Annotated in this window: 18 protein-coding genes and 1 pseudogene; 4 read left to right on the top strand and 15 right to left on the bottom strand. The window is 73.0% G+C overall.

Annotated elements, in window-relative coordinates:
• Positions 1–63 precede the first annotated feature (63 nt).
• The 6 genes from ccsB to IOE58_RS00070 all read right to left on the bottom strand — a co-directional run bounded on the left by ccsB (position 64) and on the right by IOE58_RS00070 (position 5,486).
• Entirely contained in the window at positions 64–1,176 is a 1,113-nt protein-coding gene (gene ccsB / locus IOE58_RS00095) for a c-type cytochrome biogenesis protein CcsB (protein ID WP_193864389.1), read from the bottom strand.
• Entirely contained in the window at positions 1,173–2,825 is a 1,653-nt protein-coding gene (gene resB, locus IOE58_RS00090) for a cytochrome c biogenesis protein ResB (protein ID WP_193864388.1), read from the bottom strand. Before resB ends, ccsB begins: the two co-directional genes overlap by 4 nt.
• Positions 2,825–3,655: a cytochrome c biogenesis CcdA family protein gene (locus tag IOE58_RS00085; protein WP_193864387.1), complete on the bottom strand. Its 831-nt coding sequence runs from the start codon at positions 3,653–3,655 to the stop codon at positions 2,825–2,827. Before IOE58_RS00085 ends, resB begins: the two co-directional genes overlap by 1 nt.
• Positions 3,652–4,227 (bottom strand): TlpA family protein disulfide reductase, encoded by a 576-nt coding sequence (locus IOE58_RS00080; RefSeq protein WP_193864386.1) that lies wholly within the window; start codon positions 4,225–4,227, stop codon positions 3,652–3,654. Before IOE58_RS00080 ends, IOE58_RS00085 begins: the two co-directional genes overlap by 4 nt.
• A complete protein-coding gene (locus IOE58_RS00075; protein ID WP_193864385.1) occupies positions 4,224–4,877 on the bottom strand; it encodes a histidine phosphatase family protein in 654 nt (217 codons plus the stop codon). Before IOE58_RS00075 ends, IOE58_RS00080 begins: the two co-directional genes overlap by 4 nt.
• A gap of 66 nt (positions 4,878–4,943) precedes the next feature.
• The gene (locus IOE58_RS00070) at positions 4,944–5,486 is read right to left on the bottom strand and encodes a MarR family winged helix-turn-helix transcriptional regulator (protein ID WP_193864384.1); all 543 of its coding nucleotides are present in this window, start codon (positions 5,484–5,486) and stop codon (positions 4,944–4,946) included.
• Between the two features lie 119 nt (positions 5,487–5,605).
• Between IOE58_RS00070 and IOE58_RS00065 the strand changes: the two genes are divergently transcribed.
• Positions 5,606–6,145: a YceI family protein gene (locus IOE58_RS00065; RefSeq protein WP_193864383.1), complete on the top strand. Its 540-nt coding sequence runs from the start codon at positions 5,606–5,608 to the stop codon at positions 6,143–6,145.
• A gap of 132 nt (positions 6,146–6,277) precedes the next feature.
• On the top strand, positions 6,278–6,580 hold the full coding sequence (locus IOE58_RS00060; protein WP_193864382.1) for a glutaredoxin family protein: 303 nt from the start codon (positions 6,278–6,280) through the stop codon (positions 6,578–6,580).
• A gap of 84 nt (positions 6,581–6,664) precedes the next feature.
• Here IOE58_RS00060 and IOE58_RS00055 read toward each other — a convergent pair whose 3' ends face one another.
• From IOE58_RS00055 to IOE58_RS00040, 4 genes are all read right to left on the bottom strand, one after another.
• Entirely contained in the window at positions 6,665–6,763 is a 99-nt protein-coding gene (locus IOE58_RS00055; RefSeq protein ID WP_003792170.1) for a 30S ribosomal protein bS22, read from the bottom strand.
• A 142-nt stretch (positions 6,764–6,905) separates the two neighbouring features.
• On the bottom strand, positions 6,906–8,603 hold the full coding sequence (locus IOE58_RS00050) for a dynamin family protein (protein ID WP_193864381.1): 1,698 nt from the start codon (positions 8,601–8,603) through the stop codon (positions 6,906–6,908).
• Positions 8,600–10,447, bottom strand: a complete 1,848-nt coding sequence (locus tag IOE58_RS00045; protein WP_193864380.1) for a dynamin family protein — start codon at positions 10,445–10,447, stop codon at positions 8,600–8,602. The genes IOE58_RS00050 and IOE58_RS00045 overlap by 4 nt, the downstream gene beginning before the upstream one ends.
• A 100-nt stretch (positions 10,448–10,547) precedes the next feature.
• Positions 10,548–11,792, bottom strand: coding sequence for an acetoin utilization protein AcuC (locus IOE58_RS00040; protein WP_193864379.1), 1,245 nt, complete (start codon positions 11,790–11,792; stop codon positions 10,548–10,550).
• A 98-nt stretch (positions 11,793–11,890) separates the two neighbouring features.
• On the opposite strand from IOE58_RS00040, the gene IOE58_RS00035 reads away from it, so the two are divergent.
• Positions 11,891–13,306, top strand: coding sequence for a TrkH family potassium uptake protein (locus IOE58_RS00035; protein ID WP_431831678.1), 1,416 nt, complete (start codon positions 11,891–11,893; stop codon positions 13,304–13,306).
• Positions 13,307–13,360: 54 nt separating this feature from the next.
• The gene (locus tag IOE58_RS00030; RefSeq protein WP_193864378.1) at positions 13,361–14,029 is read left to right on the top strand and encodes a potassium channel family protein; all 669 of its coding nucleotides are present in this window, start codon (positions 13,361–13,363) and stop codon (positions 14,027–14,029) included.
• A gap of 3 nt (positions 14,030–14,032) precedes the next feature.
• Here the strand turns inward: IOE58_RS00030 and proC are convergent, their stop codons facing one another.
• The 5 genes and pseudogenes from proC to IOE58_RS00005 form a co-directional block, all read right to left on the bottom strand.
• Positions 14,033–14,977: a pyrroline-5-carboxylate reductase gene (gene proC / locus IOE58_RS00025; protein ID WP_193864377.1), complete on the bottom strand. Its 945-nt coding sequence runs from the start codon at positions 14,975–14,977 to the stop codon at positions 14,033–14,035.
• Positions 14,978–15,052: 75 nt separating this feature from the next.
• On the bottom strand, positions 15,053–16,048 hold the full coding sequence (locus IOE58_RS00020; RefSeq protein WP_193864376.1) for a DUF368 domain-containing protein: 996 nt from the start codon (positions 16,046–16,048) through the stop codon (positions 15,053–15,055).
• A gap of 31 nt (positions 16,049–16,079) precedes the next feature.
• Positions 16,080–16,370, bottom strand: a complete 291-nt coding sequence (locus IOE58_RS00015; protein WP_193864375.1) for a hypothetical protein — start codon at positions 16,368–16,370, stop codon at positions 16,080–16,082.
• Complete coding sequence (locus IOE58_RS00010; protein ID WP_193864374.1) at positions 16,367–21,130, bottom strand: hypothetical protein; 4,764 nt, start codon at positions 21,128–21,130, stop codon at positions 16,367–16,369. Before IOE58_RS00010 ends, IOE58_RS00015 begins: the two co-directional genes overlap by 4 nt.
• A 104-nt stretch (positions 21,131–21,234) precedes the next feature.
• Positions 21,235–21,733: pseudogene (locus IOE58_RS00005) on the bottom strand (DeoR/GlpR family DNA-binding transcription regulator); the annotation flags it as partial.

Below are 21,733 nucleotides of genomic sequence, written 5' to 3'. Positions count from 1 at the left end.
ACCTGCACGTCCGTGCCGCGGGCCAGACCTGCGCCGGAGCGCTGCGAGGGGGGTTCTCCCTGCTCACAGCCCCGAATAGGAGTGGAGCCCGTTGATGACGGTGTTGACGATCGTGTAGTTGAACACAACGGCGACGAACCCTGCCAGGGCTAGCCAGGCCGCACGGCTGCCGCGGAAGCCGCCGGTGGCACGGGCGTGGAGGTAGGCCGCGTAGATCACCCAGATCACGAAGGTCCACACCTCCTTGGGATCCCAGTTCCAGTAGCGGCCCCAGGCGTCGCGCGCCCAGATCGCGCCGAAGATCAGGGTGAAGGTCCAGCACACGAAGCCCACGGAGTGGATGCGGAAGCTCAGCCCCTCCAGGACGCTCGAGGAGGGCAGGCGGTCCAGTACGTGCCCGAAGCGCCCCCAGTGCTCGGGGCGCTCCTCCCCTGCGGCGACCTTCTCCACCAGGGCCCTCTCGTGGCGGGCCTGCAGCAGCTGCATCACCGCCACCACGGCGCCGAGGATCGACAGGGCGGTGGCCAGGATCGCCACGCCGATGTGGATGACGAGCCAGTGGGAGTTCTGCAGGCTGGGGGTGAGCTCTGCGGCCGGCACGATCCAGAAGCGCTGCGCGATGAACAGCAGCAGCAGGATCGGGCCCACCACAAAGGTGCCCAGGGCGCGCAGGTCGTGGCGCTTGATGGAGAACACCAGGAACGCGGCCATCACCAGGGCCGCGCTGGTGATGGCGAACTCGTACATGTTGGTCCACGGCACCCTCTGGGTGGCCAGGGCCCGCAGGATCACGCCTCCCAGGTGCAGGGCGGTGCCGGCACCGGCGATCAGGAAGGCGAAGCGCTGGGCCGACATTCCCTGGGCGGGCACCCCGCCCGCTGCGCCGAGATCCGCGGCAGGATCCTGCCCGCCGGATCCGGCCACGGGCGCGTCGGTCCCCCCGACGCCGGTGTGCGCACCCGTCGTATCGACGGAGGCGGAGTCGGTGGCGCCGCTCGCTGCGACGCCGACGGGCTCGCGGGCCTCCTTCGCCTCACGGGCGGCCAGGCGCGCGTCGCTGCGCCGTGCGGTGGTGCCGGCCAGGTCGGCGGTGAAGCCGATCAGTGCGAGCACGTACAGGACGATCGTGATCACGATCAGGAGGCTGGAGAACTCGGCGAGCTGCTGGTCGATCACGAGGGTCGTCCTCCGGTGGTCGGGGCGGTGCTGGACTGCGCAGGCTGCGGGCCCTCGGGCCCGTCGTGGTGGTCAATCGACGAGGATAGCCGCTGGGCCAGGGAGGCGACGTCGTCGGCGAGGGCGGGATCCTGGCTGCGGGCCAGGCCCGCCACCTCCAGCACCGCGGCGCCGTCGGCCTCGGTCACGCGCACCCACATGCGGCGGCGCGGCACGAACAGCGAGAGGATCAGACCGGCCACCGAGGCCAGCGCGAAGCCCAGCAGCCACGGCTCGAAGGGGTTGTGCGCCACGTCGAACGCGGCGTAGCGGCGCACCCCGTCGAAGGAGAGGCTGGAGCCATCGGGCAGGTCGATCTGCTGGCCGGGCTCCAGGCTGATCAGCACGGGGCTGCCGTCCTGGCCGGTCAGCTGCTCCAGCTGGGAGACGTCCACCTCGTACACGTTGCGGGGAACGCCCTCGTCCAGCCCCAGGTCGCCGTGGTGCACGGAGACCACCAGCATCGGATTCCACAGATCGGGGAACACCGAGTGGGGGCCCTGCTCGTCGATCACGCCGGAGGGCAGGAAGTAGCCCACCACGGCGGTCTGCTCGGGGCGGGCGTCCGGGGCCTTGATCACCAGCTGGGAGGTGTAGCCGGTGTCCCCCGTGGGCACGGTGATCACCGGTCCCTCGGCCACCACGGTGCCCTCCGGGTCCCGCAGGGTGACCTCGGGGGCGTAGCCGTTGCCCAGCAGGTACATCGAGGCGCCCGGCACGTGCAGCGGCTTGTTGACCTCGAGGGTCTGCGCGAAGGGCTCCTGGCCCGCAGTGGTCACCTGCACGTCGGCCTCGAAGGAGAGGGGCTGCCCCACGTTGGGCGAGGTGGGCTCCTCGTCGTACGCGGCGCGGAACTGCTCCAGGGTGAAGCGGAACTCGGGCAGCTCGGAGGTGTCGAACCAGGCACCGGGCTCGAAGGAGTCGTACTGGGTCAGGGAGTTGGAGAAGCCGGATCCCTCCACCACCGTGATCTGACCGCGGTAGCCGGTGAGATGACCGGCCGCCACGCACACCAGCACCCCCACCAGGGCGATGTGGAACAGCAGGTTGCCGCTCTCGCGCAGCAGGCCGCGCTCCGCGGTGATCGAGCGCGAGGCCCGCTCCTGCAGGCGCTCGGTGCGGTACCGCGAGCGGCGCAGGGCGGCGTGGGCGCGGTCGAGCAGCGCGTCGGCGTCCGCACCGGGGAGCTCCTGCCGGGTGTACCCGGTGAAGCGGGTGAGCTTGGCGGGGGTGCGCGGGGGCGTGGAGCGCAGCTGCTTCAGGTGCACCCCCACGCGCGGAACGATGCAGCCGATCAGGGAGATGAACAGCAGCAGGTAGATCGCGGAGAACCACGGCGAGGAGAACACCTCGAAGAAGCCGAGCGAGTCGAGGATCTCCCCCCAGCGGCCGTTCTCCTGCAGGTACTGGTCGGTCAGGCCGGGGTTGACGTTGCGCTGGGGGTACAGGGAGCCGGGGATCGCCGCGATCGCCAGCAGCATCAGCAGGATCAGGGCGGTCTGCATGCTGGTGAGCTGGCGCCACAGGAACAGCAGGGTGCCGCGCAGGCCCAGCGCGGGAGCGGCCGGGCGGGGGCGTCGCGAGGCACGGGAGGGTCGGGATGAGCTCATCACACCACCGGCTCGAAGGTCGCGATCATGCCCTGCAGCTGGTCCATCCAGGCCGCCCACTGCCCTGTCAGCAGCAGCACGCCGATGGCCACCAGCAGGGCCCCGGAGAGCAGTCCGATGGTGCGGCGGTGGCGACTGAGGGCGCGGCTCAGGCCCAGCGCCCTCTCGAACAGCAGGGCGAACAGCACGAAAGGCAGCCCCAGGCCCAGGGAGTAGGCCAGGGCGAGGATGCCGCCGCGCACGGCCGCCCCGTCGCCAGCGGTGCCGTCCAGGGACAGGGCGATGATGGCGGCGTAGGTGGGGCCGATGCACGGGGTCCAGCTCAGCCCGAAGATCACACCCAGCAGCGGGGCGCCCAGCAGGCCGGCGTCGGGCTTCTTCCCGGAGGCCCTTGTGGTTCCGCTGAGCTGGGGGAACACGCCCATGAACACCAGGCCCATGAGGATCACCACCACGCCGGCGACCCGGTTGATCCACACGGCGTGCTCCTGCAGGAGGTACCCGACGGCACCGGCGAAGCCGCCCAGCAGCATGAACACCACGGTGAACCCGGCCACGAACAGGGCGCTGCCGGCGACCATGCGCCCACGGGAGGGCGCGGCGGGGCGCTTCTGCGCCCGGCCACCCCCGGTGCCTGCCCGACCGGCGGCCGCTGTCGCGCCCTGCCCGGCCAGGCCCGAGACGTACCCCAGGTACCCGGGCACCACGGGCAGCACGCACGGGGACAGGAAGGCGACGACGCCTGCGGCGGCGGCCACCGCGATGGCCAGCAGCAGTGATCCGGACAGCGCGGTGGCCTGGAAGGCCTCCCCGATCTCGGCGACGATCATTCGGCCAGGACCCGGTCGAGCATGGCGCGCAGCACGGAGGGGTCGGCCGCGCCGGAGATGCGGGCGGCCACGCGGCCCTCGCGGTCCAGCACCAGGGTGGAGGGGACGGCGTTGGGGGCCACCTGCCCCCGCAGCGCGTACATGATCTGCGCGTCGGTGTCCGGCAGGGAGGGGTAGGTGATGCCGTAGGTCTGCTCGAAGGCCCGGGCGGGGCCGGCGGCATCACGCACGTTGACCCCGACGAAGGAGACGCCCTCGGGGGCGTACTCCTCGCTGACGGCCTGCAGGTCCGGCGCTTCCTTGCGGCACGGCGGGCAGGCGGCGTACCAGACGTTGACCACCAGCACCTCGCCGCGCCGGTCGGCTGCGGCGAACTCCTCACCCTCGTAGGTGGCGCCGGCGAACTCCAGCGGCTCCTCGCGGGACTCGGGCGGGATCTCGGTGGTCACGCCGTCGCCGCCCACGTAGCCGGTGTCGTAGCGGTCGGAGGTGTCAGTGCCGCAGGCGGCCAGCAGCGCTCCCGCGGGGAGCAGGCCGAGACCGGCGAGCACGGAGCGTCGTCGCAGGGTCATGTGAGCTTGCCCCCGGTGGCGTCCACGGCGCCGGCCACCAGGTCCGCGGCGGGCTCGGCGTAGTCCACACCCGCCAGGTGGGGGCCGGCGAAGCGGAAGCTGGTGACAGAGCACAGCGAGCACTGCCGGCGCCGCGGGTCGTGCGGCAGGGGCTTGCCCTCGGCGCTGCGCCGCACCAGCCAGATAGGCAGCTGGTGCAGGACCAGCACGGCGTCCCCGCCGAGTTCCTCGGCCTCGGCGCGGGCCTGGTGCATGGCCGCCAGCACGCGGGCCACCTGCTCGCGATAGGGCTCGCCCCAGGAGGGGCGCAGAGGGTTGACGAACCAGCGCCAGTTGCGCGGATCGCTCAGCTTCGCATCGCCGTGGCCCATGCGCTGGCCCTCGAAGCGGTTGCCGGACTCGATCAGCCGCTGATCGGTGGTGACCGGCAGCTGATGCGCGGCCGCGATGGGGGCGGCGGTCTGCTGGGCGCGCAGCAGCGGGGAGGAGCGCACCAGGGCGATGTCCTCCCCGGCGAGGTGATCGGCCACGCGCAGAGCCATCTGCGCCCCGCGATCGGAGAGCCGGTAGCCGGGCATGCGGCCGTACAGGATCCGGTCGGGGTTGTTCACCTCGCCGTGGCGGACGAGGTGGACGACGGTGGTGGTCATGGGTGCGCATTCCTCCCGAGGCTGAGCGGGCTCACGGTACCAACCCAAGCTTCGAATCAGGCGGGGTCACGCCTGCATGTGAGCGGACGGACGCGGCAGCTCCACCGGAGCGCCCTCCGGCAGGGTGCGTCCCATGATCCGGCCCAGCTCCAGGAAGTCCTCGTGGCCCACGATGTCCAGCAGCAGCTCGCGCACGGACCGCACGTGCAGGGGTGCCGCCTGGCGCAGCAGGTCTGTGCCCTGCTCGGTCAGGCGGGCCTGGCGGCCGCGGCCGTCGGCCGAGCAGCGCACCCGCTCCACCAGCCCGCGCTTCTCCATGCGGGTGATGGTGTGGGTCAGGCGCGAGCGGGAGTGGACCACCTGGTCGGCGAGGTCGGACATGCGGATGAAGCCGGCCTCGGCCTCGGACAGCCGCACCAGGATCTCGTACTCCCCCAGGGTCAGGTCGATCTCCGGTGCGGACTCCAGTGCCATCGACAGGCGCTCGTTGAGAAGGGTGGTGGCGTACAGGAAGCGGCGCCACGCCCCCTGCTCCGCGTGACTGAGCCACAGGCCCTCGGGGGTGGAGGCGTCCGCGGAGCGCCGGTCGTCATCGGATATGGACTGCATCACGTTCTCCTGGTTCGATCGGGAGGTGCCCTTGCACTGCCCTCGCAGTATAGTTTAGCTTTCAAGCATGTGTGGGTGCCCCACCCCGGGGCGTTCCCCGTCTACGAAGGAGACACCTCATGACCGAGCAGTTCGATGGCCTCACCCCCGGCGTCTGGACCCTGGACCCCGCCCACACCTCCGCGAGCTTCACCGTGCGTCACGCCGGCATCTCCAAGGCCCGTGGCCAGTTCGCCGACGTCGAGGGCACCCTGACCGTCGGTGAGGGACAGGATGTCAGCTTCAAGGCCGTGATGAAGACCGCCTCGATCGGTACCGGCAACGAGGACCGCGACAACCACCTGCGCAGCGGTGACTTCTTCGACGCCGAGACCTTCCCGGAGATCACCTTCGTGTCCACCAAGGTCGAGGGCGACGAGCTGCACGGCGAGCTCACGATCCGCGACACCACCCGCCCGGTGGTCCTGGACTTCGCCTACGAGGGCGCTGCCACCGATCCCTTCGGCGTGTACCGCGCCGGCTTCACCGGCGAGACCACGATCTCCCGCAAGGAGTTCGGCCTGACCTGGAACGCCGCCCTCGAGACCGGTGGCGTGCTGGTCTCCGACGACGTGCACATCTCCATCGAGGCCGAGTTCACCGCGCCGACCGCCGCCTGATCGCCGATCGGCTGATCCAGCACCGCTGAGACCGAAGGCCCCCTTCCCTTCCCCGGGGCCGGCTCTGTGAGCCCACGACGGGCCGCACGCCATCTGGCGAGCGGCCCGTCGTGCTGTCGGTAGGGTTCCCCCATGAGCGAGCGCCGCATCCCCTCCCCCATCGATCCCGACGCGAGGATCGTCTACCTCACCCGCACCGGCTGTCACCTGTGCGACGAGGCCCTGCCCGTGGTGAGGGCGGAGGCCGACCGGGCCGGTACCACCGTGGACGTGCAGGACATCGACGCCGACGAGACCCTGCGACGCGACTGGGACCACGACGTCCCGGTGATCATCGTGGATGGGAAGGTCCATTCCCGCTACCGCGTCGATGCCGAGCAGCTGCGGGCCGCGCTCGCGGTGCCGCTGTGGCGCCGCCTGCTGCGCCGCCGCTGAGCGGCCCGCGCCCCCAGCACCCCGGCCCCGGACGAACCGCGGCCCCCGCCCTGATGGGCGGGGGCCGCGATTCTCACGCTGCGCTCACTTCTTGTTGCGGCGCTGGTGACGAGTCTTGCGAAGCAGCTTGCGGTGCTTCTTCTTGGCCATGCGCTTGCGGCGCTTCTTGATGACAGAACCCATAGGTGCCTCAGTTCTGCAGGCATGAGCCTGCGGGTGGTCCAGCTGTTCGGGAGTGCGCGCCCCGCTCGCTCCCGCCTCAGCGCTGCTGCACGGGCGAGGGCACGGAGGAGCGCCACGGTCGACGCATCATTCTACACCCGACTCAGCGGGACTCCCCGGCCGCCAGTGCGAGATCGCTCGCAGCGGAGGCCGCACGGTCCAGCTGCTCCTGCACCGGATCCACCACCAGGTCATCGGCCACGTCGCGCACCCGCACGGTCAGCACCCGCCGGGCACGCCGCCGGTGCCAGGCGCCGGTCATCGCCGCGAGCGCCGCCCCGGTGATGCCCAGCAGGATGCCTGCGGCCACGCCCAGCACGATCAGGGCGGTGGGCAGCGGGATCGGGATCCACAGCTCCTCGATCATCGGCAGCGGCAGCGGGGGGATCCCGAAGAACACCAGGGCGGCGTTGAGGGCCAGCCAGCCCAGCCCCACCACCCAGGTGAGCAGGGCCAGCCACTGCAGCACGTCGAACACCGGCCACCACCAGGGCGTGGCCCGGCCCCGCAGATCGGCCTCGGCGACGGCCTGGTCCAGAGCGTCGGGCAGGGCCTCCTCGTGGGACCGGGCGGCACGGCGCACCGCCGATCGCCACGGATCGGTGCCGCCCTCGGAGGCGGCATCGGCGAAGGCGCGCACCCCACCGGAGGCGCGGGCGCGGGTCCCGGCATCGGGCTCGGGCAGGGAGGTGCGCTCCAGGCCCTCCTCGTCGCGCTCCTGACCGATGTTCAACCGCCGCAGCGGATCCGCGCGGAAGCGCCGCAGCCAGCGCAGCGGCGGCCATCCCACGCGGCCGGAGGCGCGGTAGCGGTAGGACGCGCCCACGGCCTTGGCGACCGGCTCCACACGCGCCGCGGCGGCCAGGTCCTCCGTCAGGGTGTCCACGGTGCCGTCGTCCACGCGCTCGCGCAGGCCGGCGGGATCGGCGGCCTCGCGCAGACGCTCGGCGGCGGAGGCGACATCGGCGCGCTGCCGCGAGGCCGCTGCATCGCGGGTGCGGGCGATGTCCAGCAGGTGGGTGCGCAGCTCCTCCAGGCCCTCACCGGTGGTGGCGGAGGCGGCGAGCACGGGCGCGGAGGTGAGGCCATCGGCCCGGGCGATGCCCTCCAGAGAAGCCACCACGGCCTCGCGCTCACCGGGCCGCACCCGGTCGATCTGGTTGAGCACGAACACGGTGACGGCGTCATGGCTCGCGAAGGGCTGGACGAACTCGCGGTGCAGCACCGCATCGGCGTACTTCTGAGGGTCGGTGACCCACACGATCACGTCGACCAGGCCGGTCATGCGTGCGGCGACGGCGCGGTTGTCCACCTGCACGGAGTCGAGGTCCGGCAGGTCCAGCAGCACCAGGCCGGGCGGCACCTCGGGATCGGCCGCCCGCAGCCGTCGCTTGCGGGCGGGCTCCTGGCCGGCCTTCTCCAGGGCCGTGCCGCTGCCGTCGAGGTGGTGGCGGTCCGGCACGCCCAGCCAGTCCAGCAGCTCGTCCGAGCCCACCTCGCCCAGCACCGCGGCGACCGGGCGGGAGGTGGTGGGGCGGCGCACCGCGGCCTTGGACACCTCGGTTCCGACCAGCGCGTTGACCAGGGAGGACTTCCCGGAGCCGGTGGCGCCGAACAGGCCGATCACGGTGTGCTCGGCGGAGAGTGCGCGGCGCCGGTCGATGCGGTCGATGATCTCGCGGGCGGCCTGGACCTCCCCGGTGGGGGCGACGTCCTCGAGCACCTCGACGGCGCGGTCCAGGGCGTCCAGGCGCTGCACCAGAGGGACGGTCTGATCCCCGCGTCGTCGACGGGGGCTCATCGGGGACCCTCCCAGTCTGCAGATGCCGTGCCCTGCTCGGGGCGTGCGCCGCGGTCCTCGCGGATCTCGGCGGCCAGGGCCTCGAGGGCGTCAGCATCGGCATCCAGCGCTTCGGCCCCGCCGATGCCGCTCAGCTCCGCCAGGCGGTCCTCGAAGGGCGCGGACCGCCCGGCGACCAGGGAGTCCAGGCGGGTGGTGAGGCGTTCGCGGGCGATGCGCGCCATGCGGCGCACGGCCTCGTCGCCGAAGAGGGTCTCCAGCAGCTTCTGGCCGACCACGGCGGTGCCGGCCCCCACGCCGACCTCGAGGCCGGTGGGGATGAAGGCGGTGGAGGCGAACACGGCGATCATCAGTGCCACCCCGACCACGTTGACACCGAGGGACATCAGCCGGGCCTGGGTGCGACGGTCCGCGCCTTCCTGGCGCACCAGCTCCAGCACGTCGCCCTGCCAGGCGCGCACGGCAGCGGCGACCTCCTCCCCGTACCCGTCGGGGATGCGGGAGAGGTCCTGGCCCTCGGCGAGGTAGCGCCCGGCGGGGCTGCTGCGCCAGGACTGCTCGGCGCGCTCGGCACCGCGTGCGGTCTCGTCGATGACCACGTGCACGAGGCTCGTGCCCAGGGCCTGCTCCGCGGCGACCGAGGGGGCGGGGCGGCCGCTGAGCATCTCGCCGATGCGATCGCGCATGCGCCCCACGAAGCTCTCCACCCCGCGGAAGAACTCGCCGGTGCCCACCACGTCCTGCCAGCGGGCCAGCACCTCGCCTCGGAGCAGGGAGCCGTCCCCGATGGACTGCTCGATGCGGTCGCGGGCATCGGCGAAGGCGGCCACCACCTCGGCGTGCAGGCGGTCCCGCTCGGACTCCTGCATGCGGGCATGGTCGGCGATCTCGCGGGCGGAGCCGGCCAGGCGGCCCACGGCCCCGGCGAGGGTGCGGCGGGCGATCGCTCCGCGGCCCTCCGCATCGGCGGCGAGGTCCCGCAGGTGCCCGGTGAGCTCGCCGACGGCGGCAGCGGGCAGCATGCCGCGCTCGTCGACCTCGCTCTCGACCACCAGGAACAGGCGTGCCACCTCGATGCCCTCGCGATCCAGCATGGCGCGCAGGTCCGGGCCCAGCTCCTCGGCGACGCCGGGCCTGTCCGGAATGCGGTTCATCACCACGGCGACGGTGACGTCCCGCTCGGCGGCGGTGCGCAGCACCTCCCAGGGCACGGCGTCCGCGTAGCGGTTGGCGGTGGTGACGAACAGCCACAGGTCGGCGGCGCGCAGCAGCTGGCGGGCCAGCTCCCGGTTCCCGGTGGAGACGGAGTCGATGTCGGGGGCATCCAGGATCGCAAGGCCCCGGGGGATGGAGGGCTCGGCGCGCAGCTCGAGGCTGGTGGCGGCGGCCTCGTCCCCGGCACCGGCCGCCCCGGCATCACCGCCGGCGGGGGGAAGGGCCTCCTGCGCTGCGACGGGCTGGCCGTCCCCGCGCACCCGCGCCAGGCCCGGCAGGATCCGCGAGCCGGCGAACCAGGCGGAGTCCTCGGGATGGTGCAGCAGCACGGGCCGCCGGGTGGTGGGGCGGATGGCGCCGGTGCGGCTGACCGGATGCCCCACCAGGGCGTTGACGAGGGTGGACTTGCCGGCACCGGTGGAGCCGCCCACCACCACCAGCAGCGGGGCGTCCAGGGAGGCCAGGCGCGGAGCGACGTGGTCGGCGAGCTGGGACAGGGCCCCGGAGACCTCCCGGCGGGCCTGCTCCGCTCCCTCGATGGGCAACGGGAGCTCCAAGGAGCGCAGGTCCTCGGCGAAGGTGCCGAGCACGGTGGGCTGCTCCGTGGTGATGGATCCCCGGTCGTTCATGGTTCCCCCGTCGGGACGGTGATGTGACGGGCTCATTGTGGCAGGTGTCCCTCCCGCGACGGATGCTCGGCGAGGGCCGGGCACCGATCCGCCGTGGTCGTCAGTCGTGGAACGGGTCCAGGCCCCATTCGGGGAAGGCGGCCCGGCGGGCGGCCTGGACCGCTCGGTCCAGAGGATCCTCCGGATCGAAGCCGGATTCCCAGTCGCGCACGGCCAGCGGCCTGCCGTCCCCGAAGGTGCGGATCGCCGGCTCCGGGGTGAGCCCGTGCTCGAGTCGCGCGCGGGCCTCCGCGTTCAGGTAGGCCTGCGGCAGGGGTTGATCGGGGTCCACCGGGTCACCGGTGGCCACCGCGATCAGGTGCGCCCAGGAGCGCGGCACCACGTCCACCACCGCGTACCCGCCGCCGCCCAGGGCCAGCCAGCGGCCCTCGCACACCTCGTCGGCGATCTCGCGCATCAGCACCATCACCGCGCGCTGCGCCTCCAGGGAGACGGTGAAGTCGGCCAGGGGGTCCACCCGATGGGTGTCCGCTCCGTGCTGGGTGACCAGCAGGGTGGGGCGGATCGCTCGGGCCAGCGCGGGCACCGTGGCGCGGATCGCCCGCACCCAGCCGTCGGCATCGGTGCGGGGCGGCAGAGGGACGTTGATCGCGGAGCCCAGCGCACCCGCACCGCCGGTGTCCTGCACGAAGCCGGTGCCGGGGAACAGGTGCTCCCCGCTCTCGTGGATGGAGACGGTGACGGCCCGGGGCTCGTCCCACAGGGCCCGTTCCACGCCGTCGCCGTGGTGGACGTCCACGTCGACGTACAGCACTCGCGGCTCGCCCTCGTCGATGGCGTGGCGGATGGCGATCGCCGCGTCGTTGTACACGCAGAACCCGGAGGCCCGGCCGGGACGGGCATGGTGCATGCCGCCGGCCACGTTGACCGCGCGGGCGACGCGGCCCGAGCGGATCGCGTCGATCGCCGCGATCGAGCCGCCGACGATCTGGGCCGAGGCCTCGTGCATGCCGGGGAAGGCAGGGACGTCGTCCCCGCCGATACCCACGCCGATCAGCTCGTCGTGCGCCTCCAGCAGCAGCGGGGCGGAGGCGCGCCGCACCGCTTCGATGTAGGGGCGCTCGTGCACGGTGGCCAGCTGCTCTTCGCTCGCCACCGGCGCCTCGATCACCTCGACGCCGGGACGATCCAGCAGTCCGGCCGCCCGCGCCAGGTCGAGGGTGAGGGTCAGGCGCACCGGGGACATGGGGTGGTAGGGCCCGAAGTCGTAGCGGCAGAACCCCTCGTCCCACACCACCGCGCAGGAATCCGCAGTGGTGGTGGGCGGCGCGTCGTCTGCCAGCATGTCCCGAAGCGTACCCAGCGCAGGCCGCATGCCGACGTAGACTGCGCCGCGACGAGGGCGCGCAGCTGCGCGGGCCCCGAAGACCAGCAGGAGGTGCCATGGCCGTTCGCGTGACGGGCACCCCGAGCCATCTGCCGCCCATGTCGCGCAATGCCCGCTGGCGGCGCGCGATCAGCGAGTTCTTCGAGGAGCTGGGACGCTCCTCCCCCGCGCGCCTGCTGCTGATCGTGTTCACCGCCATGATCGGCGTGTTCACCGCGCTGCTGTCACTGCCGATCGCCGCGGCCGACGGGCAGCGCACCCCCTTCGTGGACGCCCTGTTCACCGCTGTCTCCGCGATCTGCGTGACGGGCCTGGTGACCGTGGACACCGGTACCCACTGGTCCACCTTCGGGCTGGTGGTCATCATGATCGCGATGAAGGTGGGCGGGCTGGGCGTGCTCACCCTGGCCTCCCTGCTGGGACTGTCGGTGCTGCGGTCGATGGGGCTCGCACAGCGCCTGATCGCGGCGCGGGAGACCCGCGCCGAGCAGTTGGCCGAGGTGGGCGGGGTGCTGCGCACCATCGTGATCACCTCGACCGCCTTCGAGGCGGCCACCTTCGTGGCGCTGACGCCGTACATGATCGTCACCGAGCACGGCCTGGGCGAGTCGCTGTTCCTGGGGCTGTTCTACGCGATCAGCGCGTTCAACAACGCGGGGTTCGTCCCCGAGGCGGCCGGCACCGCGCAGTACCTGGCCGATCCGTTCTTCACCGTGCCGGTGGGCCTCGCGGTCGCGGTGGGATCGCTGGGCTTCCCGGTGATACTGGCGGTGGCCCGGGCCTGGCGCCCGCCCCCCCGCCGGTCCCCGCCCTCCCAGCTCACCCCCGCGACCTCCGGGGTCCTGCTGGGGGCCGGCTGGCTGGGGCTGCTGCTGATGGAGTGGGCCCATCCGGCCACCCTGGGTGAACACTCGGTGGGCACCAAGCTGCTGGCGGCGGCCTTCGCCTCGGTGATGCCGCGCTCCGGGGGCTTCGCCACCCTGGACATCGGCCAGATGACCGGTGAGTCACGCCTGTTCATCGACCTGCTGATGTTCATCGGCGGCGGTTCGGGCTCCACCGGCGGCGGCATCAAGGTGACCACCTTCGCGCTGCTGGTGCTGTCGATCTGGGCGGAGATCCGTGGCAACCCCGATGTGGAGGCCTTCGGCCGGCGCATCCCGCAGGAGACGATCCGGCAGGCGATCGGCGTGCTGGTGATGAGCGCAGCGGTGGTGTTCGCGGCCACCTTCGCGCTGCTGCGCATCACCCCCTTCACCCTGGACCAGACCCTGTTCGAGGCGCTCTCCGCCTTCGGCACCGTGGGCCTGAGCACCGGCATCACCCCGGATCTGTCCGGCCCGGCGAAGTACGTGATCATCGTGTGCATGTACGTGGGGCGCCTGGGCCCGATGACCCTGGGGGCGGCGCTGGCACTGCGGCAACGCTCGCGGATGGTGCGCCTGCCGCACGAGCGCCCGGTGGTGGGCTGATCACGCAGGAGTCCGGCACGGACCTAGACTGTGGCGGCCGACGAAGGAGGAGACGTGCCTCGCAGAGAACGCGACGACAGCGGAGTGCTGGTGATCGGCCTGGGTCGGTTCGGCGCCTCGATCGCCCTGACGCTCGAGGAGCTGGGCACCGACGTGCTCGCCGTGGACACCCGTGACGACCTGGTGCAGGAGTACTCCGGCCGCCTCACCCACGTGGTGCAGGCCGACGCCACCCAGATGGAGTCCCTGGCACAGATCGGTGCCGCGGAGTTCTCCGTGGCGGTGGTGGGCGTGGGCACCTCCCTGGAGGCCAGCGTGCTGATCACCGCGAACCTGGTGGACCTGGGCAAGCCGGTGATCTGGGCGAAGGCGATCTCCTCCTCGCACGGCAAGATCCTGGAGCGGATCGGCGCCCATCACGTGGTGTTCCCGGAGGCCGACGCCGGCCGTCGCGTGGCCCACCTGGTCAACGGCCGTCTGCTGGACTTCATCGAGTTCGACGACGGCTTCGCGATCGTGAAGATGCGGCCCCCGCGTGAGACCCAGGGCTACACGCTGGCGCAGTCGGACATCCGCGCCACCTACGGCGTGACCGTGGTGGGTGTGAAGTCCCCGGGCCGGGACTTCACCTACGCCACGCCGGAGACCATCGTGACCCAGCACGACCTGCTGATCGTCTCGGGGCACACCGACCTGATCGAGCGGTTCTCCACCCGTCCGTGAACCTCACTCCCCGGTGAGCTCGCGTGAGCGCTCGGCGGCGGCCTGCATGGCCGCGGCGATGCCGGGGCGCACGCCCTGGCGCTCCATCACCGCCAGGCCCTCGACAGTGGTGCCCCCGGGGCTGGACACCCCGTTCTTGGCGACCGCGGGGTGCTGACCTGTCCGCATCAGCATGGTGGCGGCGCCGCGCACGGTCTGCTGCACCAGGCGGTCGGCCAGATCGCGCTTCAGTCCCAGCCGCACGGCCTCGTCGGTCATCGCCTCGATCAGGGAGAAGGTGAAGGCCGAGAGCGAGCCCGCGGCGCCGATGAAGGCGTGGACCTGCTCCTCGGTGATGTCCTCGACCACCCCGGCCCGCGCGAACAGGGCGCGCACCAGCGCGTGCTGCGACTCGGTGACGGCGCTGCCGCGCATCAGTCCAACGGCACCCTCCCCCACCGAGATGGGGGTGTTGGGCATCGCCCGCACGACGGGGCGGCCCGCCGGCAGCACGTCCTCGATGGCCTGCAGGGTGATCCCAGCGGCCAGGGAGATCACGATGGCGTCCTCGCGGATCAGTTCGGCGATCTCCGAGGTGAGCTCCACGATCTGGTACGGCTTGACGCCCAGGACCACCACGTCGGCCTCGCGCAGCGCGGAGGAGCGGTCCTCGACAGCGGTCGCGCCGAGCTCCTGGGCGGCGCGGGCACTGCTGTCCGGGGTGGAGTTGGAGATCAGCACCATGCCGGCATCGGCCCCGGAGGCGAGGAACGCCTGCACCACGGGGCCGCCCATGTTGCCCGCCCCGATCACCACGATGGTGAGGTCCGCGAGGTCGTGACCGGGGGCCTCGGATTCGGCACCGTCAGCACGGGATGACGCAACCGGGGCTGCTGCGTCCCCAGCTGCTGCATCGGCGGTGGCTGCATCGGGGTGGGCCGTGGTCCGGGGCGTGGTGCTGTCCGTCATGGATCCCAGGGTAGTGGCCGGTCTCGGGAGCAGCACCGCGCACGGAGCCCCAGGAACCGGAGCCGGCGGAGGGGTTCAGGATCCAGCGGGTGCGATCGCGGAGGGGTCGCCACCGCCGCCCGTGTCCCGATCGCGGTCGATGGTGCGCCCTTCGATCAGCACCAGCAGCTGCACCAGGACCACTCCGCCGATCGCCGTGGCGATCAGCAGCGGCCAGTTCGCCTCCGGTGCCAGCAGGCCTCCGCCGGCGTCCTGCCAGGGCCACAGGGTGCGCAGGGCTCCGATCATCAGACCGGCCAGCACCACCATGGTGCCGCGGTGGTGCCGCACCAGCAGCACGCGCATGATCCGCACGATCACCACCAGGCCCACCAGCGCCCACAGCCCGAACCAGGCGATGTAGCCGATGTCCAGCGCATCGACCGCGCGCAGCGTGGGCTGGTAGAGACCCAGGGTGAGCAGGATGAACGAGCCGGACAGGCCCGGCAGCACCAGGGCACACACGGCGATCGCGGCGGCAGGGGCGATCACCCACGGGCTCGGCTCGAGGGCCGCCCCGGGCAGGGAGGTGGCCACGAACGCTCCGAGGGCACCGGCGGCGAACAGTGCCAGCTCGGGCGCGCGCCAGGCGCCGCCGGAGAGCTTGATCGGCACCAGCACACTGCCCAGCACCAGGCCGAAGAACAGGGCCCGCATCAGCTGGGGACTGGTCTCCACCAGGTGGGCCATGGGACCGGCAACCAGCAGCACGGCCAGCGCCATGCCGATCATCAGCGGCACCACCAGCACCCAGGGCACCGCCCGGAGCTCGTTGAGGACACCCTGGCGGCGGTCAGGCCCGGTGACCAGGCGCCGCACCGCGGAGGTGAGGTGGTGGCCGGAATCGATCAGCTCGTCGTAGATCCCGGTGACCAGGGCTACGGTGCCCCCACTGACACCGGGGATGGTCTCCACCAGGCCGATCAGCGCGCCGCGAGCGGCATTGCCGAGGACGTTGCGGTGGCGTGGCCCGCGGACGGTCTCCTGCGGGGAGGGGGACGTCGTGGTCGTGGTGGCCGCGCTCTCGGTCATCGCTCCAGCGTACGTCTCGGGGGGCCGGGGGTCAGCGGCCGCGGCCCCAGTGGGGAGGCACATCACCCGCGATGCGGGCGTCGTTGGACTCATCGGCGCCCGGCTCCGGCTGGTCCTCGTCCAGACGGTCCGGGAGGATCGGGCGCCGCCGGCCCGAAGCGCTGCCGGTGGCGCGCGGGGAACCCGCGCCGGCCGATGCGCCCGGGTCACGCGTCGTGCCCGCATCGGGATCCCACTCCATCGGCTTGCCGGTGAGGGAGGAGATCACCACCGGCCCGCGCCGAGGCCGGTGCTCCCCTCCCCCGGGGCGCTCGGTGCTCATTGCCGCTCCTGATAGCGGCGGATCGCGCTGGAGACGGACACGTCCAGCAGCACGGAGCGCTGCTCGAAGCCCAGGAAGCTGCGCACCTCCGTGGCCAGGTGCTCCTCGAGGCGGGCACGGCCGTCGGAGCAGATGTACTCCACCACCGCGTCGAAGTCCTCACTGGAGTAGAACGAGAGCGGGTGCCCGGCGGGGATCTGCGGCCGCGGGAGGCGGTGGCGCACGGTGCCCACACCGGTGAGGGCATCGGCCTGCTCGTCGGTCTGCACCAGGCGCAGGGCCCGCTCCACGGCGCGGCGGATCCGCTCGGCCTCCCCGTCGGGGTCGATGAACAGCGCCCAGGACCACACCCGTTCGGTGGCCCAGCCTGCCTCCTCCAGTCGCTCGGCGCGCAGGCGGTCGCGCTCGCGCTGACTGGCGGTGCCCACGTAGCGGGAGCCGTCGGTGTCCACGGCCAGCAGCAGGCGACCGGGCAGCTCGGGGTGGCCCAGGGCCAGTTCGATGCGGTCCGAGGTGGAGCCGAAGTCGCTCTCCACCACGAGTCCCAGCCGCCAGAGGCGATCGGCGAGGTCCCGCACCAGGGCATCGGTCTCCAGCTCCCCGGCGGGGCCGTCGACGGGCTCCTGCCCGGCGCTGTCGACGGGCTCCTGTACGGCGTCGTCTGCTGGCTGCTCCGCCGTGCCCTCCGCCTCGGCGTGTGCCGCGGCCTCGGACGAGCTGCCGACTGCCGCCGCCTGCGCCCCGGGGCCCGACTCATCCTCGGCGGTGGCATCGTTCGCTGCGGTGTCGCCGGTGGACTTGCGGGCCAGGGCGGCCTCGAGGGCGGCGTCGAAGTCCTCGTCGGACATCTCCGCCCCCTCGGCGCGGCCGCCATCAGGGGCCTCTGCGGGCATCGACGTCTCGGCCTCGGCGGGGCTGCTGTGCGCGGCCTCCGGCGCCGGCTCGGCCGCGGGGCCGGAGACGGGAGTCGGGTCGGGGGTGGGTGCGGGGGCGGGCTGCGCCGGGGTCACCTGATCGCTTCCGGTCAGGGCCGCCACCTGCGGCACCACCTCGACGTCGGCCCCGCCGCGCAGCACCCAGAGCATGGCGCGCAGATCCCGGGCGCCGTCGGAGCGCAGACGCGCGGGGTCCAGGTCCTGCACATCGATCGAGGAGACCACGGTGGTGCGACCCCGCGCTCGGGTGATGACGGTGCCCAGGGCCTTGCGGCCCCCGGCCTCCGACAGCGGGCCGAAGCGGTGCAGCAGGCGTCCGTGCGGGGTGCGGCCGAAGCCCACCGAGACGATCACGTCATCGCGCACGATGCTCGAGGCGTGGGCGGCCGGCAGCACGGTGAAGAACTCCTTGGCCGCAGGGTCGAAGAAGCCGCGCAGTGCCGGGATCACCGCGACGGTCTGCATGATCCGCTCCATCAGGCGCCGGGCATGCTCCTCGGTGAAGGTGAGCACCGCGAGGGACCGCTCCGGGCGGCTGCGGGCGTGCTCGATCACCAGGTCGGTGACCCGGCGCAGCTCACCCTCGGTGCTCTCCACGTACTCCATGCCGGCGGTGACCGGGCCGCGCCCGTTCTCCACCAGCACCAGGCGGTCCGGTTCGGAGGCGACCGGACTGGGCACGGCCTGCACCTCGCGCACCAGCGCGCGGCGCTGGGCGAAGGCGCGGAGCCCCTCGGCGGCGGGGCGGTCGTCCCGCCCCAGCTCCACGTGGGTGGCGATCCGCAGCATGTCGTCCAGCAGGCTGGGCTGCTGGTCCCCTCCGTACTCCAGCGGGTCACCGACCACCACGGTCTGGGCTGCTCGCACGATCGACGGCAGCGCCGCAGCGGTGGGCAGCCGCCCGCCGTCGGCCACGATCACCACGTCGAAGTGACGGCCGCGCGGGATCACCTGGGGCACCAGGTACGGCGAGGCCAGCCAGGTGGGGCGCGAGCGGAAAAGGATGTCCTCGTACTTCGCGGAGAGGTCCCGGATGGAGACGGTGGAGGCCCGGGCCAGCTCGGCGATCGCCGCCCGGGAGGTGTCGGGGTAGGCCTTCATGGTGCGCACCCGCACCTCGTCGGCAGCGGCGTGGACGCGGGCGGAGGAGCCGGCCAGGTGCTCGGCGTCCAGGCGCCGGAACCGCTCGGCGACCTGGGAGAGGGAGGTGCCGTCGTACTGGGAGATGGTGGGCTCCGCGCCGGCGATGAACTCCAGCACACTGCGCCACCACGCCAGGTCCAGCTCGCTGGTGACGTGGACGGCCGGTACGCGGCGCGCGCGCAGGTCCTCCACCAGCTCACCGAGCCCGTCGAAGTCCAGGCGGCGCAGCAGCTCGGTGCGGCGCGGCAGGGTCTCCAGGTCGTCGCGGTCGCGGTCCAGGGCGTCCAGGCGCTGCTGGAGCTGCTCGAAGGGGGTGCGGGCCAGGGCGTGACCGGCCTCGGTGCCGTCCAGCAGCACGGAGAGCTCATCGAGGATCCGCTGGGCGTGCTGCGCGGTGGAGCGCACCTGATCGAGGTTCTCGGGGACGGAGGGGAGGACGGAGTCCTCCTGGGCGACCTGCCGCCAGGAGTCGCGCACCCGGCGCGCGTCCATCAGGTCGCGGTGCAGGTCCGTGGTGAGGGAGGCCGGGCGCTGCAGCGCCTCGCCCTCCTTGCGCAGTCGGCGCCGCACTCCCCACCCCATGGTGACGCCGTTCTCGGCGCGCCAGGTCTTGTCTCCGGTGGCGGCCACCAGGTCGGCGAGCTCGGCGCGGAACACGGCCGGCTGGAAGATCGTGAGCACGCCGCGCACGCGCTCCAGCATCGACAGGCGCCCCAGCAGCTCGTCGAGGGAGTCGACGGGGCGCAGTCCGATCCTCTCCCCGGTGGCGGTGGCGGCGCGGTGCAGCTGGGGCAGCATGCCCTCCCGCAGTTCGTCGACCAGGGCGGCGGCACGCTCGGCCTGGGTGTCGGAGCTGATGGGTGCCCCGTACCAGGCGGTGGTCTCCGGGCCGGTGCTGAGCACGCCCACGGTCGCCGCCTCGCGCAGGGCGGAGGCGTACCTCTCGCGCTCCTGGCCGATCATCTGGGCGGCCACATCCGAGCGCAGCCGCACGGTGGTGCGCGGCGCGGGCCGCTGGCGGGTCAGTGCCGCAAGCGCGGAGATCGCATCGTGGGCGGAGGCACCCCATGGCTGCTGGATCCGGTGCATGGCCTCGACGTGGCCGGTGAGGATCTCGCGGGTGCGGGTGAGCTCCTCCGGTTCGGCGGCGGAGTCCTCGGCTCCCAGGCCGAAGGTTCCTGCCCTCCGCAGGCTGCGCAGAAGGGAGGCGGAGGCGTTGCGCTGCAGGGACGGATCCGGGGAGAGGTCGAAGACCAGCTCGTCGATGCCCCGCTGCTCGGCGCTGGCGGTGAGCTGGGCGAGGTTGCGGCGGCGCTGGGAGACCACCAGCACGCTGCGGCCGCGGGCGTTGAGCTCCTCGGCCAGGTCCACCACCAGGTCGAGGGTGTCCGCGCCGGGGGGCGCCGCGATCGCCAGGTGCTTGCCAGCCAGCACGTGGGCGAGTGCCTCCCGGTGGTCCGGGTCCACGGCGGCGACCAGCTCGTCCTCCGGGACCAGCACGTCCAGATCCGGGGCGTCCTGCTCCGGAGCGTCCCGGCCCGGGTCCCGCCGAAGGGTGTCGTCCTGGTCCTGGTGGCCCTCCTCCTGCTCCCGGACTCCGGCCCGCACCTCGTCCCGTGCGGGCCCGTGGCCGGCGAGTGCGGCCACCACGGGGCTGCTCGCCCAGTCGCCCAGGTCGGAGGCGAGGTCCTCCCCCACCGAACCGGCGGCGTCCATGATGTTGCCGACCACCAGCGCGTGGGTGATGCGGAAGCCCGGCAGGGGCTGGCCGAGGGCGCGGAAGGCGTCCAGCACCGGGTTGGGGTCGAAGCCGTGGGTGCTGTCGGTGGTGGCCAGGAGAGCTCGGGCATCGACCGCGACGCCGGCCTCGCGCAGGGCGCGCAGCAGCACCGGGTTGAGATCTGCGGTGGCGTCGAGGTCGAGGTCGACGTCCTCGCGGGCGTTGCCGCGCAGACGCAGGGTGATGGGCCGCACCAGCACCGGTGCGTGCACGGGCTCGGAGCCGTCCTCCGGGTGCCAGGTGGCCTCGCCGATGCCCAGGTGGCAGGTGGTCAGGCCCACCTCCTCGGCGTGACGCTCCGCGATCTCCCGCAGGGTGCGGGCATGGGCGCGTGCATCTGCCAGCGCGCCCACCTCCCGCACCAGCGAGGACAGCCGGGTGGGGCCCCGCCCGGCCAGCAGCTGCGCAAGGCCCGAGGGGTGGGAATGGGTGAGGTCCAGGAAGGTGGTGCCGGCGCGCATCTGGGTGAGGAACGAAGGCGCGGTCTGACCGCCGGTGATCTGCTGGCGCCAGCGGTCCAGGGCATCGGCCACCACGTCCTCGCGGCTGAGGGGGCGGTGCTCGCGCGGGAGCCGGGGAAGAGAGTCCTCCTCCTGCTCGGGGGCGGTGCCGGCATCGGCCGCGCCCAGGCGCTGCTCGACCACGACGTCGACCCCGGGGTGGCGCGGGGGCTCACCGCCGGCGCGTCGCCGCTCGGCCAGGTGTGCACCGTGGCGGGCGCCGCCGGGGGCGTCGGCGCTGTGGGGTCCGGCGGCCGGGACGGACGGGCCGTCGCCGTGGGCATCATCCGTGGCGGAGGGGGCGCGGGTGCTGCCGCGGGTCGCCGCCGGGGCGTCGTCGCGGCGGTCGGCAGGCGGGGCCGACGGGTCGGGGCTCTTCTTCCCGCGCAGGAATCTCCACATAGCCCGCAACGCTACCGGGGTCGCGCCACAGGCAGGCGCAGGCGTGCCGTAGGGAGCGTCAGGCGTGCCTCACAGCGGGGTCGCGCTCGGCACGGGTGCCGTGTTCACACCTCGTGCAGGCGCACTGAGGACTCCTCGAGGTGCTCGCGCAGCTCCGGGGTGACGGGCCCGGCGATCACCAGGTCGGTGAGTGCGGAGACGGGGCAGATGCCGGCGAGCGCACGGTGCCCGATCTTCTCGGCCGTGGCCAGGCCCACCACGCGGCGGGAGTGGCCGATCATGATCCGGGTGACCCCCGCTTCCGCATCGGAGTTGCAGGTCAGGCCCGCGTGGACGTCGAGGCCGACGGTGCCCACGAACATGGTGTCCAGCCAGAGGTCCCGCATGGTGGCGGTGGCCAGGGGGCCGATGAGCTCGAAGGAGTAGGGCTCGGCCACGCCTCCCAGCACCACGGTGCGCACGGCCGGTCGCAGCACGGTCTCGGTGGCGATGTTCAGCGCGGCGCACACCACGGTCAGGCCCGGGCGGCCGTCGCGCGAGTCGATGTCGGGCCGCGCCACGGCACGGCGGGCAGGGGGGGGGGGGGGTCGACCGCCGTTGGAC

Source organism: Brachybacterium epidermidis (assembly GCF_015209585.1).
Lineage (GTDB): Bacteria > Actinomycetota > Actinomycetes > Actinomycetales > Dermabacteraceae > Brachybacterium > Brachybacterium epidermidis.
Note: the sequence above shows the minus strand (reverse complement) of the source record. Positions and strands in the feature narration are given on the sequence as shown.